Below are 15195 nucleotides of genomic sequence, written 5' to 3' on the forward strand. Positions count from 1 at the left end.
GACGAGATGGCCAGACTGGCAATTGCTATGGACCTGGGAACGAGCGGGTTCAGGGCGCAGGCCATTAACCCCGGGACCAGCGATACGCTGTCCACCGTGCTTACTACAGGCCATCCGCTGCCCGGGAACAACGTGATCGATCACATCCAGTTTGCCCTGGAAGCAGGTGGAGAGATCGCCCGGGGTATCATAATGGGGGCCGTCAACCGGATCATCCTCGCCCTCAGGGTGCCGGCCGACGATGTGGGCGTGCTTAGCGTCTGCGGCAATCCTGCCCAGCTTTCTCTTTTTCAGGGTATGGAAATCCGGGACCTCGCCTATGCCGGGAAGCGCAAGCTTGACTCGCTGGGAGTGGCCATACCCGGCCGGGAAGCAGCCATTCTTAAGGCAAAGCAGTTTCCGGGGCTGAACCTCCCGCCGGATTGCGACGTGATCATTCCTCCGGCCGTCCGCCACGAAGTCGGGGCAGATGCGCTCGCCCTCATTCTGAAGACCGGCATGCTTGAGCTGGAAGAGACTTCGCTGGCGATCGATTACGGGACCAACGCGGAGATGGCGCTCTTTCACGACGGGCTGGTATATACGGGCTCAACCGCGGCGGGGCCTGCTCTCGAAGGCCAGCAGATCACCTGCGGCACTCTGGCCACCCCTGGGGCGATATGCGACCTGCAACGGGCCGAATCCCCGGAAGCCCCGTTTTACAGGCTAACGATCCTGGATTCTGACATGTCCCCCGTGCCCGGGCCGGTTGTCGACTTCCGGGAAAGCCGCTACCTCGACTCCGGCATGCCCCGGCCATCGGGTATTACCGGCACCGGGGTTGTTGCCGCGATCTGCGAAGGAATCCAGTCCGGCCTGATCACTATCCCTCATATTGCCACCACCGATCGCAGGCTGCACCTGGGAGAAGACCTGTTCCTGTCCGAGGAAGACCTTACGGAAGCCGGTAAAGCCATCGGCTCTGTGCGCGCCGGCTACATCGCCATGTGCAAGCGGGCAGGTATAGCCATCCAGGACATCGACACTGTGTATATGTCCGGCTCCGCCGGTACCTACATAGATGCCCTGAAGGCTCAGAAGCTGGGCCTGATACCCCCGAGAGTGAGCAAAGTGTGCCAGGTGGGAAACACCTCGCTGGCAATGGCCCGGGACCTCGCCTCCGATCCGGCAAAGCTGGACACGATGTCCGGGCTGGCGCGGAAGCTCAAAAGAAACCACTGTATGTTTGCCCACTCCGTCGTTTTTAAAAAAGTCTACCTTCTCGAGCTCTCGTACTGGACAGAGGGTATGCCGGCCCGCCTCTACCGGTCCATGCTGAACCGGTACGGCCTGCCTGATCTGCCACCTGTGGCAGGGACCCCGGAAGTCCTGCATCTCGTTAAAAAGGACATTGACAATACTGGTGCTTTAGGCCTGGTCACTCTGGCTGAAGGAGGCCCCTCATGACGCTTACCCGGCAAGATCTCTCCTCTCTTCCGCGCATCCACGAGGGTCGCAGCACCATCGTGTACCTCCAGGAGAAGTCTGAGTATGGCGGCCCTGTGGTGATCAAGGTCTTGCAGCCGGGCTACGCTTCCCATGGCGGTGCCGGGCGGCCGGAAGTCGAGTTCGAGACGACCAAAGGCCTGAACATACCCGGTATCAGAAAAGCGCTGAAGTTGGTTACCATAGATAGTAGCCCCGCAGTTATACTGAGCTACGTCGAGGGCCGGGTAGCCAGCGATGTCTTTGCAGAGGGCCTCAGCCTCGATGATAAGCTAAAGATAGGGGTTTCTCTGGTGACCGCACTGGATCAGCTTCACCGCCATAAAATATTGCACAGGAACCTTACCAGCGCTAATGTCATCATAAGCGGTGACATGCAGGCGACGGTTATCGACCTCGATATGGCGGTAGCCGGGGGGCATGTCGGCCGGCAGGAACGCCTCGACCTGTTCGAAACCTCTCTGGAGTACATTTCTCCGGAACAGACCGGCCGGATAAACCGGCCGGTAGACTACCGGAGCGATCTTTACTCGGCAGGCGTAATCTTGTATGAAATGCTTACTGGAAAGCTGCCTTTCGACGTTGCCGGCAAGTCCGAGCTAATTCACCAGCTGCTGGCCAAAAATCCCGTGCCTCCTCACGAAATCGAGAGCGGGCTGCCAGAGACGGTTTCGGACATCGTCCTGAAGCTGCTGGCGAAGAGCCCCGAAGACCGCTACCAGTCCGCGTATGGCCTGAAGGCAGACCTGGAGGAGGCTCTCGCCAGGCTGCGGGCCACGGGCAGGATCGAGCCGTTTCCGCTCGGCCGGGAAGACCTCTCCGGTATCTTCAAGGTGCCGGGGAAGTTGTATGGCCGGGAACAGGAAACCGTGGAGCTGCTCAGGGCAATAGAAGCTGTTGCCGGAGGTAGCTCGGAGACAGTGCTGATCACCGGCCCTCCCGGCGTGGGCAAGACCATGCTGGTCACCGACATACGGCGGTTTGTGGGGAAAGCGGGGGGCTCTTTTATCTCCGGGAAGCCGGACGAGTACCAGAAGAACACTCCTTACTTTGCCCTGATCCAGGCCTTCACCGAGCTGGTCGACCAGATGCTAACCGAGAACGTCGAGAGAGTGGCCTACTGGAAGGCGAAAATTTTGCAGGCGGTCGGGAGTGGCGGAGGCTTACTGGTCAGCCTGATCCCTCGCCTCGAACTCATCATCGGCCGGCAGCCTCCGGTTCCCGACCTGGGGCCCACTGAAGCTCAGAACCGCTTTCGGCTCATCTTTCTGAGCTTCGTCAGGTCGATAGCTGAACAAGGCCATCCGCTCGTCATGTTCATAGACAACCTGCAGTGGGCGGACCCGGCGACGATGAACCTCCTCAAGCCGCTGATGGCCGGCCAGGATTACCCTTACCTGCTGTTTATCGGCGCCTACCGGGATGTCGAAACAGGCCCCGCGCACCAGCTCTCGGAAACTATCGGGGAACTGAAGAGCCAGAAGGCGAACGTCCGGGTTATCCGGCTGGGGAACCTGTCCGGGGATGCGTTTAACCAGCTCGTATCCGACACGCTCCGCTGCGATCTTTCCTACTCCCGGCCTCTGTCCAACCTTATCTTCGAGAAGACCGGGGGGAACCCGCTGTTCGCCGTGCAGTTTTTCCAGTCACTCTACGAGGAAGGCTACCTCACCTTCGACTATGACCTCCGGCGGTGGGAGTGGGATGCCGACCATATCCGCAGGATGGGCATTACCGACAACGTCGTGGTACTTGCGATGCAAAAGATAGAGCGCCTGCCGGAGGAAACAAGGCGCCTGCTGTCGCTGGCAGCGTGTATCGGGGCCCTGTTCGATGCAGGGACGCTGGCAGCTGCGGCTGAAATGCCCGTATCAGAAGTGGTCTGGCACCTGTGGCAGGCGGCGGAGGAGGGGCTGATCCTGCCAGTGGGTGAAAAGTTTGCGCCGGCTACGGGAGAGGTACCTATGACAGGCGAGGAGCGGTTTGAGTTCCTGCACGATCGGGTTCGCAAGGCATCCCGCTCTCTTCTGCCCAGGAGGCAACAGAAGCTGGTGCACCTGAAGCTGGGCAGGCTGCTCCTGCAGAAAACCCCTGAGGCCGAATTCGAAGACCAGATCTTCAGTATCGTGAACCACCTCGACGAGGGCTTTCAGTACCTGGAAAATGCCTCGGAGCGACTTCGGCTGGTCGAACTCAACCTGTCCGCCGGGCGGAAGGCGAAGAGGGAGGCAGCTTACCACGCGGCTATCTGGTATTTCAGCATGGGCATCGGAATGCTGCCTCCGGATAAGTGGGCGCGGTATCACAACCTGGCCCTGAATTTGTATATGGAGGCCATAGAAGCCGAATACCTGAGCCTGAACTTCGAGAGAGCGGAGCTACTTTCTAAGGAGGTACTGCAGCATACTGACGATCTGCTGACCCGGGGGAGGGTCTACGAGCTGCGGGTCCTCTTCTACACGGCCCAGAAGCAGGATGAAGAAGCCATCATGGCCGGGCTCGAAGCGCTGGAGATGCTCGGATTACGCCTTCCCGGGGAGCCGGACGCTCTGAAAACCTGCTCGGAGCAGCTACGCCCGGAGATCGCCAGGGCCATCTCCCGGGTGGAGGACCTGGCCTACCTGCCTGTGATGGGCGAGGCCCGGCAGCTGACGCTGATGAGGGTGATGATGAGCCTCGCCACGCCCGCGTCCAAGACAAACTTTCCCCTGCTCACCGTGCTCATCTCCCTGATGGTCCTCACCTCGGTAAAGCACGGTAATTCTCCCATGTCGGCTTTTGCCTACGGCTGGTATGCAGTGCTACTGTGCGGGCCTTACCGGGACATCGAAACGGGGTACCGGTTCGGGCAGCTTTCCCTGAGGCTGCAAAGGCAGTTTCAGGCAAGGGAGCAGGAGGCGAAAATTCTCTTCCTGTTCAACGCCTTCGTGAGGCCGTGGAGCGAGGATGCCCGGGCATCGATCAAGCCGCTCCGGGAAGTTTCCGAGACCGGCATGGAAACCGGCGACCTGGAGTACGCCTTGGCCAGCGCGGTCCATTACAGCGGTTACCTCTTCTGCACAGGCGGCAGCGTAAGCCAGATCCGCGATAGTGCGGTCTCGTGCCTGGAGACGATGGGCAGGCTGCGGCTGGAGTTACACAGCCAGCTGGCCCGGATCTGGGGCCAGGCTGCGCTAAACCTGGCCGGCGAGGCGTCCGACCCCGGAAAGCTCAGCGGCAGGCTTCTGGATGAGCAGGCCACTCTTCCTGCATGGGCCGGGGCAAAGGACCTTCTCCCGGTCTTCTGCGCGCTGTATTGTAAAACCCGGCTACTGTACTTATTCGGAGACTACCCGGGCGCAGCCGAGTCGGCCAGGGAGTGCGAAAAGTACGGGATGTACGGGGAGGGGTACCTGTACTATGCCGATTTCTTATTCTATTTCGCGCTGGTGCTGCTGGCATCTTACCGGAAAGCGGGCGCCGGCGAGAAAGAGGCGTTACTCGAGAAGGCGAAGTTTCTCCTAGCCCGCCTGAAGCACTGGGCGAGCCACTCTCCCGTGAACTTCGCTCATAAGTGCGACCTGATCGAGGCAGAGCTGGCCAGAACTACGGGCGAGATCGGCAGGGCTATGGAACTCTACGGCCGGGCGATCAAAGGCACCAGCGAAAATGGTTTCGTCAGCGAAGAAGCGCTGGCCTACGAGCTGGAAGCTCGCTTTTACCTGGCCATGGGCCGGGATGACATTGCGGGGGTTAGTATTCGCAAGTCAGTCGACTGCTACCGATTGTGGGGCGCCGGGCGCAAGGTGGAAGATCTCGAGAGCCAGTTCAGGTACCTGCTCGTCCGGGACAGGGCCGCATCGCTGGACGCAGCAGCCATCATCGCGGCCTCGCGTACCCTTTCCCAGGAGATCCATCTCGAACAGCTGCTGAACAAGCTCACGAGCATCGCCATTGAAAACGCCGGCGCCCAGAAGGGAGTGTTAATCATGGCCAGAGACGCGTCGCTGGTGCTCCAGGCCCGGGGCATCATCGGCCAGGGCCAGGTGGAGACGCTCTCCGGCATACCATTTGCCTCTAGCGGGGAAGTGCCCGTTTCCGTGGTCAACTACGTCGCGAGGACCCAGACGCCCGTCGTGCTGAACGACGCATACCACGACAGCACCTACGAGTCGGACCGGTATATCTCCGAGCACCACACCAGGTCCCTGCTCTGCCTTCCCATCGTCCATCACGGGGCTCTGTCCGGCATCCTCTACCTGGAGAATAATCTGGCTACTAACGTGTTCACCCAGGACCGGCTTGAGCTGCTGAAAGCGCTGTCCTACCAGGCCGCAATCTCCATCGAAAACGCCCACGTCTACGATGCGCTGCGAGATAGCGAGTCCAGGTTCAGGACGCTGGCCGAGACCAGCTCCGCCGGCATTGTCGTGTACCGCCAGAAGATTCTCTACGCCAACCCGGCGACGGTGAGGCTCTCGGGTTATACCATGGAAGAGCTGCTGTCCATGGACCTGGTAGATATCGTACATCCCGATTTCCGGGAACTGGTCACCGAAAGGGTGATACGCAGGCTTAAAGGCGAGGCCGTTCCCACTCACTACGAGTACCTGATGATCCGGAAAGACGGAGAAACCCGGTGGATTGATGTCTCCGTCACCCGGTTCCAGTACCAGGGCCAGCCTGCCGGCCTCGGCGTCCTGATCGACGTCACCGATCGCAAGAGGGCTGAAGAGGGGCTGAAAGCGGCGAAATCGCAGGTCGAGATGTACCTGGACCTGATGAGCCACGATATCACGAACATGAACCAGATCGGCATAGGGTTTCTGGAGTTTGCCCTCACCACGATGCAGCTCGACGACAGTAGCAGAGAGCTGATTTCCAAGCCTCTGGAAGCGCTGCAGAGCAGCACGAGGCTAATCGAAAACGTGCGGAAGCTGCAGCGGGTCATCGAGGGTGGCGTCAGGCACTATGAGACAGACGTTGACGAAGTGATCACAGATCTGGTTTCGACTTATTCTAACCTTGTAGGCAGGGAGATACAGATTAACTATACGGGGTGCAAGTGCACCGTGATGGCCAACGAGCTGCTGACCGACGTCTTTTCGAACATCATCGGCAACGCAATCAAACACTCCCTGGGCCAGCTAATCATCTCGATCAGGATGAAAAAGGAGATGGTGGAGGGGAAGCCCTGCTGTATCGTCTCCATCGAGGACAATGGCCCTGGCATCCCCGACGAGCTGAAAGTCAGGCTGTTCACCCGGTTCCAGAAGGGGAAAACGAGGACCAGCGGCAAAGGCCTCGGTCTCTACCTGGTCAAGGTGCTGGTCGAGGACTACGGGGGAAAAGTGTGGCTGGAAGACTGCGTAGCCGGAGAGCATCACCGGGGCTGCCGGTTCATGATCCAGCTTCCGGCGGTAGCTTAGCGTGTTCCGCAGAGGCAGAACAGGATAAATACTGGCAGGGCTTAGAAGATTTTGTGGCTGCCGGGCCACGATGCGATTCACGAGATGTAAAAGTTCTTATATGATGTCCACTCCACTTTTGCCACGATGAGCCACGTTTATCTTGGAAAGCTGACGCTGTTCTGGTGCGACACCTGTAACGTGCCCGTGCTCGGCAAGAAGTGCGCGAAGTGCGGGGGCGAAACGCGACGGGTAGAGGTCACGCCGCCGGGCGACATAAGGCCGGCCTTCCCCTTCGACGTCGACCTGATCAACAAAGCGATCGCCGACGGCTTCGGTCACGAAGGCATGATCCAGGGTAAGGTAGTCGTGCTCAACAAGGCCCCGTACGAAGACCGGCTCGACGAGATCTACGTGGACGGCCGCATGTTCGGCGCGGTACGGTTCGACCCGGTAAGGCTCAAGTGGACTTTCATGCCCAGGCCTTACGCGGCCAAACAGATGAAGCTGACCAAAGGCTTCGTGATCGCCGATAAGGGCGCTGAGAAGCCGCTGCTCGGCAGTTCCAACATGCTCGGCCCCGGAGTGATCGACTGCGACGAGAACATCCGGATCGACGACGAAGTCATCGTCTTGGTCAACGGCAGACCTGTGGCTATGGGCCGGGCCAAGATGACCGGCGCCGACATGAAGGCCAGGAAAAAGGGCGTCGCCGTCAAGACCCGGTGGAACGGCTACGACGACAACGCCGTCCCTGCCGGCGGCCAGACCTGGGACGACGCAATCGCGGCCAACGCCAACTATATCGACGGCTTCGAGAGCGAAGGCATCAGCTTCGCAAAGAAGGTGGCGGCAGAGAAGAACCTGCCTGTCACAGTTTCCTACTCCGGGGGAAAGGACAGCCTGGCTACTCTCCTGATCGTCAGGAAGGCGCTGCCTGACTTCGACGTGATGTACATCAACACGGGCCTGGAGTTTCCTGAGACGACTGCCAACGTGCACGAGGTGGCGGAGAAGTACGGCCTAAAACTCAAGATCGCAGAAGCAGAGTCCTTCTGGGCCGCAGCCCCCAAGTTCGGGCCTCCATCGGTCGAAGCTCGCTGGTGCTGCAAGGTCTGCAAGCTCGGCCCCATCACGAACTTGATCGAGACCAGCTACCCCTCCGGGTGCCTTTCTTTCATCGGCCAGCGCCGGTACGAGTCCGAAGTCCGGGCGAAGAGCCTGCGGGTCTGGCAGAATCCCTGGGTCGGCAACCAGACCAGCGCCTCGCCCATCCAGAACTGGACCGCCCTGCACATCTGGCTGTACCTGTTCAGGGAAAAAGCCCCGTACAACCCGCTGTACGAGCGAGGCTTCGACCGGATCGGCTGCTGGCTATGCCCGAGCGCCAGCCTGGCCGACTACGAATACGTCAAACAGCAGCACCCGGAGATGTGGCAGCAGTGGGAGGCTTTCCTGCTGGACTACTGCAAGAAGGTCGGGCTGTCCCCGGGCTACGTAACCTACGGGCTGTGGCGGTGGAAGCGGCTTCCCCCGCAGTGGGAGGAGATCCGCAACACGCTGGGCATCACGACCACTACTCCAGAGGGCAAGGTAGAAGCCCTGGAGTTCAACGTCGTCTGCGGCCACCGCCCCTGCAAGGACGGCTCGGTGAGCGCCGAGGGCAGCTTCGACGCTCCGCTGGACCTGGAGCGGCTGGAGATCATGCTCAGGCCGCTGGGCGAGGTCAAGACCATGGACGGAGTCATCTTCATCCCGTCCGGCGAGAGAAGTGTACAGGTCTTCGCAACGGGCACCGTGGTGGCCAGAGGCAAGGACGAGGCGACCGTAGGAGAAACCATCCGCCTGGCAGAAAAGGCCATCCGCCGGGGCATGCTGTGCACCGGGTGCGGCGTCTGCGTGGGCGCATGCCCCATAAACGCTATAACCAAGGAGAACCACAAAGCTAGCATCGGCGAGGCGTGCAACGCATGTGGCGAATGCATAGATATTTGCCCCCTCGTCAAGTTCCGGAGGAGCGGAGGACAGTAAAGTGAAGATCGCGATCATCGACTACGGTGCAGGCAACCTGAACAGCGTGCAGCGGGGCTTCGCCTACGTGGGACAGCAGGTCCGGTTTACTGGCGACCCGGGCGAGATCGAGGCGGCGGATGCGCTGGTGCTCCCCGGAGTGGGCGCTTTCGAGGCTTGCATGCGCCAGGTCGACCCGCTGAAAAAGGTCATCCTGGAGCGGGTCGATGCGGGAGTGCCACTGCTGGGCATCTGTCTGGGCATGCAGATGTTCTACGAGGCCAGCGAAGAGAACGGCCGGCACGAAGGGCTCAAGATTGTCCCCGGCACAGTGTCCCGGTTCGCGGGAAACCTGAAAGTCCCGCACATGGGCTGGAACTCGCTGTCCATCGAGAAGGAGCACCCGCTGCTCAAAGGTATCGACAAAGGCAGCTACGTCTATTTTGTCCACTCGTACAAGGCAAACGTCAACGCCTGCACAGTAGCCTCATCGGACTACGGGGGAGCCTTTACCGCCATCGTTTCCAACGATGCAGGAAACGCCATAGGCACCCAGTTCCACCCGGAGAAAAGTGGCCCTGTCGGGCTCAAGATGCTTAAAAACTTCGCAGAAATGATTTAACTATAGCCAAAAATGTAGTGCAGGTGTGTCAGTGAAGGAATTATTGGTACAGGCAGACGTCGCCTTTTCAAAAGTATATCCGGACTACAGGAAGCTGATGAAGTCGTTCATGGTAGGTGTCGTCGCCACAGTCATGGACATGGCAGTTCTGTTCCTGCTCATCAGTAACGTGGACATCATGTACCTGTTCGCGAACATCGTCTCGTATCACGTAGGCATGGTCGTAAGCTTCACCCTGAACAAGACCTTCACCTTCAAGAATACCTACGACAAGTACCACTACCAGTTCATATCCTTCGCCTTAGTCGCATACTCACAGCTCATACTGACCACGGCGTTGCTGTTCGTGCTCGTCGACATGGTCTTCGGCCACGACACCAACACGTACGTTATGATCTCCAAAGCCATCGTGGCGTTCGTCGGGTTCGTGTACGCGTTCATAGTGAACAAGTCGCTGACGTTCAAGATCTTCAAATAACTCTTTTTTGACTCAGCAAGACGATCGCTGCGCTGTGCCAGGATCACAGATTACGACAGATGACTCAGATTGCACAGATACGACTCGATGAGAATGACAATGAAACCGATCTATCATAATAGGTCACCAGTCATCTGTGTAATCAGTGCAATCTGTAACAATCTGTGATCCTGGCACAGCGCAGCGATCGTTTGCGTTCGAGAACCTTTAAAACGGTCTATGCACTGTCGATGCCTTTGAGCAGCGACGAGATGGTCTCGAAGGTGGATTTTACAATCAGGTAAGCGCCGCCGATGTAGACGATGCTCTGCGGGGCCACGGGTAGCACTACTATGGAGAGGAAGGCTGCGGCGAGCAGGGCGGTGTCGCCTCTGGTGAGGAAGGTGGCCACTTTCTCCATGACGTTGGGATTGACCTCGGAAGAGTCCATCTCCAGCACAATGGAGCCTTTCTGGAACACCTTGATCCAGCTGGACTCCTCGGAAATGAGGATGGCCGTGGCGTTGGGCAGGCTTTCGGTGATGCCGCTGGCGGCGGCGTGCCTGGTGCCGAAGCCCGGCAGCGTCGTGGATCGCAGCAGGCGGGCGCCGAAGGCGACGAGCTCTCCCCTGGGGGTGATGAGCACCGAGCCGTCGATGGTCGCCAGCTTCTCCAGGACCACGTTCATGCCTTTCTCGGTCACGGGATATGCGGTGGTAAACTGCGGGTAGTGCGTCTCAAAAAGGCCGTCTATGTCGGCACGCTCGGCTATCACGATCAGGCCGCCTTCCCCACTCTTGGAGATGCCCTTGGCGACACCCAGGATGACGTCCATCACCTTTTCTTCCTGGACCTCGCGCTCGTCGATAGTCAGTACTTCAGCTGCCACCGTTCTCTTCCACCCGCCGATTATTTACACTATCTTAGTGCCTTTGAGATATTAGAATGTTACCCTGCTCAAACGAGCCGGAAACCCTGCTCTCCGGGACAGGCCAATTCGTATTTAGTCCTTAACCTATAAAAGGAAATAGCATGCGACACAAGCAATTGGGACTGCTTCGTAAGCCCCAATAGCTTGTGTCTTAAGGCAATTGAAGCTTGCTTCGCACGCTCCAATTGTATGCGACACAAGCAATTGGGACTGCTTGGTAAGCCCCAATAGCTTGTGTCTTAAGGCAATTGAAGCTTGCTTCGCACGCTCGAATTGCATGCGCCGCAAGCAGTTGTGAAGTACTGTTAAATACCAAAAGGGCGGATATGCACTAAACCATGAAAAACAAGCTCGTCTTTGCGCTTGTCCTCCTGATGCTGTTCGCTATAGGGGTCCTTGCAGGTAGCCTTGTCTACTCGACAATCATCCTCGCCTCGGTGGTCAACTGGGTGCTGGTGCGGGAATGGGTGCCTATCGCGTCCCTGACACTGCTGGCTATCGTCGTGCTTGTCACAGTCTATTTTACTATCCGCTTCGTGGATCAGAGCCGCATGTACGGCCTGCCCGAAGCCAGCGTCAGAGACCCGCTCCGGATGACTATCATTATCCCCACGCTCAACGAGGAGCGCACGATCGAGCAGTGCGTTGCCAGCATCATCAAGGCGAACTATCCCCACGACCGGCTGGAAGTCCTCATCGCCTACGAGGTGCCGCCGAGGTGCAGGGATTCGACTCCGGAGATCGCAGCGGCTTTAGCCCGAAAGTACCCGTGTGTCAGGGCCATACCCAACGACGGTTCCCACGCGGGCTCGAAAGCGGGGTCGATCAACAACTGTCTCGCACAGGCGACAGGCGAGATCATAGGCATCTACGATGCTGATCACACCATAGACCACGATGCGCTGATCCGGGCATCCGCCCAGTTTACTGCCAATCCCTGGCTGGATTGCATAGGCGGGAAGGTCATGGTCAGGCATATGGACTACAACCTGTTTACGACGATTACGGGCAACGAGTCCACTGTGATCAATAACTTTTCCAGGTTCCTGTCCGAGTTTTTAACAGGTAATCACTCCGTCTACGGGTCGAACGTCTTCCTCCGGAAAGTCGCGCTCGAGCGCATCGGCGGCTTCGACGAGTCCAGCCTGACCGAAGACTGCGACCTGGGGATGAAGCTGATCCGGAAGAACTGTCACATGCGCATCGACTACACGATTAAGAGTTACGAGCAGCCGGCGCTGAACTTCCGGGACTGGTGGCACCAGCGGGTGCGGTGGACCCGGGGCAGCATGGATGTCCTGCGCAAGCACCTCAAGCAGTCGTCGAAGGAGCCAATCAACTTCAAAACGCTGAACACGATCGTGCTGTACTCCCTGAGCACAGGGGGGCTGCTATTCAGCGTCGTCCTGATGGGCTTCCTCGGGTTCATGCTCTACGTCAACGTCGTGTCTCCGATCGTCCTGGCGACTTTTGCAGCGCCTCTGGCCATCCTGTTCGCGGCGGAGTCTCTCCTCCAGCTCGGAGAGGGGCGGGGGAACATCGCAGACGTCCTGCTGTCCATCTTCGTCCGGCCCTGGATCATCTTCGCCTACTCGCTCATCGGAGTCTACTCCGTGGTACTCGAGGTGCTCGAAGCCGAGCGCGACTGGGCCGAAAACCAGCGCATCTGACCGCTGCTGTGGCATCTTCTTTGTCGTATGAAAAATTCTGGGTCCGGGAGGTGTTGAGAGATCAGAGCGGGGGTCGGAGAGGTGCCGGGAGTTTAGAGAGGACTTTTCAAGCTGGGAGGTCAGGGAGGTCAGGAGGTCTGAGAGGGAGGTTATGTGAGGCACCCGGAGGTCCGAGAGAATTTTGTTGGTGATCACATTCGAACTATCCGGGGCTGTCAGGTACCGTTTACACGAAGTACACGAAGTACCCGAAGTACCCGAAGTCATACTTTAAGATCGGCTTGCAGTCAGCCCTTTTATCGTACTTTGAGTACTTCGTGTACCTTGTGTACTTCGTGTAAACGGTACGGGCGCTCATCCGAAAAGTGCAGAATAATACCCTGTTATCCTCCCAGACCTTTCCACACTCCCTATCCTCCTCTCTGACCTCTGTGACCGACACGGAGGTGTCCCTTGCCGATCTCTAACCTCCCAGCTTGAAAATTCTCCCCCGACCTCCGGGGACCTCCCCGACCTCCAGGAGTTTTTCATCGGCTATCACTATCCGCCATTTGCGTGGTATCAAGCTAATTTTCCCGCGGGTAGAAACTGGAACCATGTACCAGATGCGCAAAGCCGTGAACGTGAACAGCAACGCCCCCGAATTCACCGCGAGAGACGTCCGGGGCACGGAGTTCAACATCCTGACCTTCCGGGGCCGGAGCAACCTTGTCATCTTCTTCTACCGCAACAGCCGGTGCCAGACCTGCCGGGAAGAGCTGAAAAAGCTGGCAGACTACTACGGGTATATCACCCAGCAGGACGGCGAGGTAGTGGCCATCAGCACCGACAGCATAGACGAAGCCAAAAACCTGGCCGTAGACCTCAAGCTGCCCTACCGGGTGATCAGCGACCCCGAGCACAGAATCGCCGACATGTACGGCGTCTTCGACACCTCTACCGACACCGACCTGCCCGCCCTGTTCCTGGTAGACAAGAACGGCGTAGTCCGCTACCGCAAAGTACTCGAAGGGCTCGACGACATAGTCCCCGGCAACGACGTCGCCAACCGGCTCCGGGACATGGGGCCCGGCATGGGCGCCCACGGCGGGTTCGATCCGATGCCATAGAAAAAGTCATTATGGCCGGAAAAAAACTCTGGTGTCACGATTAAACGAGACAGAACGGCGCACCACCAAAATCCCAATTTTTTAAACCACGGCGGCACGGCGACACGGCGATATAGCGATCCACGATAAACCGGATGGTAACTGGAACCACGGCGGCACGGCGACAATGTTATGCCGTAACAGGGTACTCCTTTTTAAGTCCACGGCGACACGAAGACAGCCCATTAACCACTAATGGTTTACTGGCCAGGTGTTTCAGTATATCATTATGATCCTATAGCCGGTACACTTCTTTCTATAGTGATTCCCTGGTTCTCCAACCTGGTAACAAGAGAAGGATTGTCTCCACGCCATCAGTCCGCCGTGCCGCCGTGGATCAATAAAAAAGGAGCCTTGCTATTCGGGTACGGTTTTTGCCGTGTCGCCGTGCCGCCGTGGTTTAAATAGCCATCCTGCCATCGTTTCTTGAATTGTCTCCGTGCCGCCGTGCCGCCGTGGTTAGAACATCTGATCTCCAGTTGCCGGGATGGAGAGCCGTGCCGCTGTGGTGAAAGTAGCCGCAGTACCAGCCGTGATGAAATTGTAAAAGAGATATTAAATTTTTATGTCATATGTTCTCGTTCATGTACCGCCCGCTGTAGCCTTCCTGCTCGGAGTCGAGCCGCATGAAGAGGAGCTGGATGGCCCGGGTGTTCTTTTTCATGAAGAAGCCCTGCTCGTTGTAGACTACCAGCAGCGCTTCGCTTCTGCCGCGGTAGCCGGCGTCCCATACGGCGGTCTCGACGGTGGCGCCCATGCGGAGCAGACTCGACCTGGGCCGGGCGATGGCGCACATGTTTTTGGGAATGCTGACGGTCTCGTTGAACACGATCTTGTAGCAGCCTTTGGGCAGGAAGGTCCAGCCGTCCCGGTCCCACTCGAGGGGCTGGTAGACGGGCAGCCTGCGGTCGGCGTTGTCGAACCCTATGCGGCCGGGGCCGTCGAAGGCCTCGACGTGCTCTACGGTCAGCTCGAAGCCATTTACTTGTGTCTGTGCGGCTGCGTCTACAGCGCCTTCCACTAAGCCCTGTTTAACGAGCTCTGAGAGCCCTGTCTTGCCTGGGATCATCCGGTTCCACTCCTTCGTCGAACGTGCGCACGAACGGCTTGATGTCCAGCACCGGCGTGCCGTCCAGCGCGTCCAGCCCTTCGACGGCCAGAGTATTGCCCTGTCGCTCTATAAGCCTGACGACCGTGAGGCCTATGGGGTTAGGCCTGTACTGGCTTCTGGTGTTGAAGACTCCTGTGATCGGCCGGGACTCGTCGCCCCGGGGGTGAAGCCGCAGCTTGTAGTCGCCTGCGGTCCGGTCGAAGTAGAAGATCACGGTGATCAGCTCGTTTTGCTCGATGTCCATGAGGCCGTCCGAGTATGTAGGATCGATGACGATCTTCGAGCGCAGGTGTCTGAATTCTTCCGAATGAGTCTCACGCCCGGCGCTATTCTTGACATAGCCTATGGGAGTTAATGTCATCCGGTTCATACTA

11 protein-coding genes are annotated in these 15195 nt (G+C 58.4%); 7 read left to right on the forward strand and 4 right to left on the reverse strand.

Annotated features, from left to right (window positions below; all coding sequences use genetic code 11):
- The first annotated feature begins 6 nt into the window (after positions 1 to 6).
- The 5 genes from ACPLPM_RS05395 to ACPLPM_RS05415 all read left to right on the forward strand — a co-directional run bounded on the left by ACPLPM_RS05395 (position 7) and on the right by ACPLPM_RS05415 (position 9982).
- The gene (locus ACPLPM_RS05395) at positions 7 to 1446 is read left to right on the forward strand and encodes a methylamine methyltransferase corrinoid protein reductive activase (RefSeq protein WP_424359220.1); all 1440 of its coding nucleotides are present in this window, start codon (positions 7 to 9) and stop codon (positions 1444 to 1446) included.
- Positions 1443 to 6893, forward strand: coding sequence for an AAA family ATPase (locus ACPLPM_RS05400; RefSeq protein WP_424359221.1), 5451 nt, complete (start codon positions 1443 to 1445; stop codon positions 6891 to 6893). The genes ACPLPM_RS05395 and ACPLPM_RS05400 overlap by 4 nt, the downstream gene beginning before the upstream one ends.
- A gap of 126 nt (positions 6894 to 7019) precedes the next feature.
- A complete protein-coding gene (locus ACPLPM_RS05405) occupies positions 7020 to 8903 on the forward strand; it encodes a phosphoadenosine phosphosulfate reductase family protein (RefSeq protein WP_424359222.1) in 1884 nt (627 codons plus the stop codon).
- A 1-nt stretch (position 8904) separates the two neighbouring features.
- A complete protein-coding gene (hisH, locus tag ACPLPM_RS05410) occupies positions 8905 to 9504 on the forward strand; it encodes an imidazole glycerol phosphate synthase subunit HisH (RefSeq protein ID WP_424359223.1) in 600 nt (199 codons plus the stop codon).
- A 25-nt stretch (positions 9505 to 9529) separates the two neighbouring features.
- Positions 9530 to 9982 (forward strand): GtrA family protein, encoded by a 453-nt coding sequence (locus ACPLPM_RS05415; protein WP_424359224.1) that lies wholly within the window; start codon positions 9530 to 9532, stop codon positions 9980 to 9982.
- 217 nt (positions 9983 to 10199) lie between these two features.
- Here the strand turns inward: ACPLPM_RS05415 and ACPLPM_RS05420 are convergent, their stop codons facing one another.
- Positions 10200 to 10850, reverse strand: coding sequence for a DNA integrity scanning protein DisA nucleotide-binding domain protein (locus tag ACPLPM_RS05420; protein ID WP_424359225.1), 651 nt, complete (start codon positions 10848 to 10850; stop codon positions 10200 to 10202).
- 380 nt (positions 10851 to 11230) lie between these two features.
- On the opposite strand from ACPLPM_RS05420, the gene ACPLPM_RS05425 reads away from it, so the two are divergent.
- Positions 11231 to 12562 carry a glycosyltransferase gene (locus ACPLPM_RS05425; protein ID WP_424359226.1) on the forward strand — a complete coding sequence of 444 codons (1332 nt, stop codon included), beginning with the start codon at positions 11231 to 11233 and terminating at the stop codon, positions 12560 to 12562.
- 226 nt (positions 12563 to 12788) lie between these two features.
- Here the strand turns inward: ACPLPM_RS05425 and ACPLPM_RS05430 are convergent, their stop codons facing one another.
- Positions 12789 to 13004 (reverse strand): hypothetical protein, encoded by a 216-nt coding sequence (locus ACPLPM_RS05430; RefSeq protein ID WP_424359227.1) that lies wholly within the window; start codon positions 13002 to 13004, stop codon positions 12789 to 12791.
- A 154-nt stretch (positions 13005 to 13158) separates the two neighbouring features.
- On the opposite strand from ACPLPM_RS05430, the gene ACPLPM_RS05435 reads away from it, so the two are divergent.
- Positions 13159 to 13671 carry a peroxiredoxin family protein gene (locus tag ACPLPM_RS05435; RefSeq protein ID WP_424359228.1) on the forward strand — a complete coding sequence of 171 codons (513 nt, stop codon included), beginning with the start codon at positions 13159 to 13161 and terminating at the stop codon, positions 13669 to 13671.
- Between the two features lie 607 nt (positions 13672 to 14278).
- Here the strand turns inward: ACPLPM_RS05435 and ACPLPM_RS05440 are convergent.
- The gene (locus ACPLPM_RS05440; RefSeq protein WP_424359229.1) at positions 14279 to 14779 is read right to left on the reverse strand and encodes a deoxyuridine 5'-triphosphate nucleotidohydrolase; all 501 of its coding nucleotides are present in this window, start codon (positions 14777 to 14779) and stop codon (positions 14279 to 14281) included.
- On the reverse strand, positions 14742 to 15191 hold the full coding sequence (tsaA, locus tag ACPLPM_RS05445; protein WP_424359230.1) for a tRNA (N6-threonylcarbamoyladenosine(37)-N6)-methyltransferase TrmO: 450 nt from the start codon (positions 15189 to 15191) through the stop codon (positions 14742 to 14744). The genes ACPLPM_RS05440 and tsaA overlap by 38 nt, the downstream gene beginning before the upstream one ends.
- Positions 15192 to 15195 lie beyond the last annotated feature (4 nt).

Source organism: Methanocella sp. MCL-LM, from assembly GCF_049676595.1.
Classification (GTDB): domain Archaea; phylum Halobacteriota; class Methanocellia; order Methanocellales; family Methanocellaceae; genus Methanocella_A.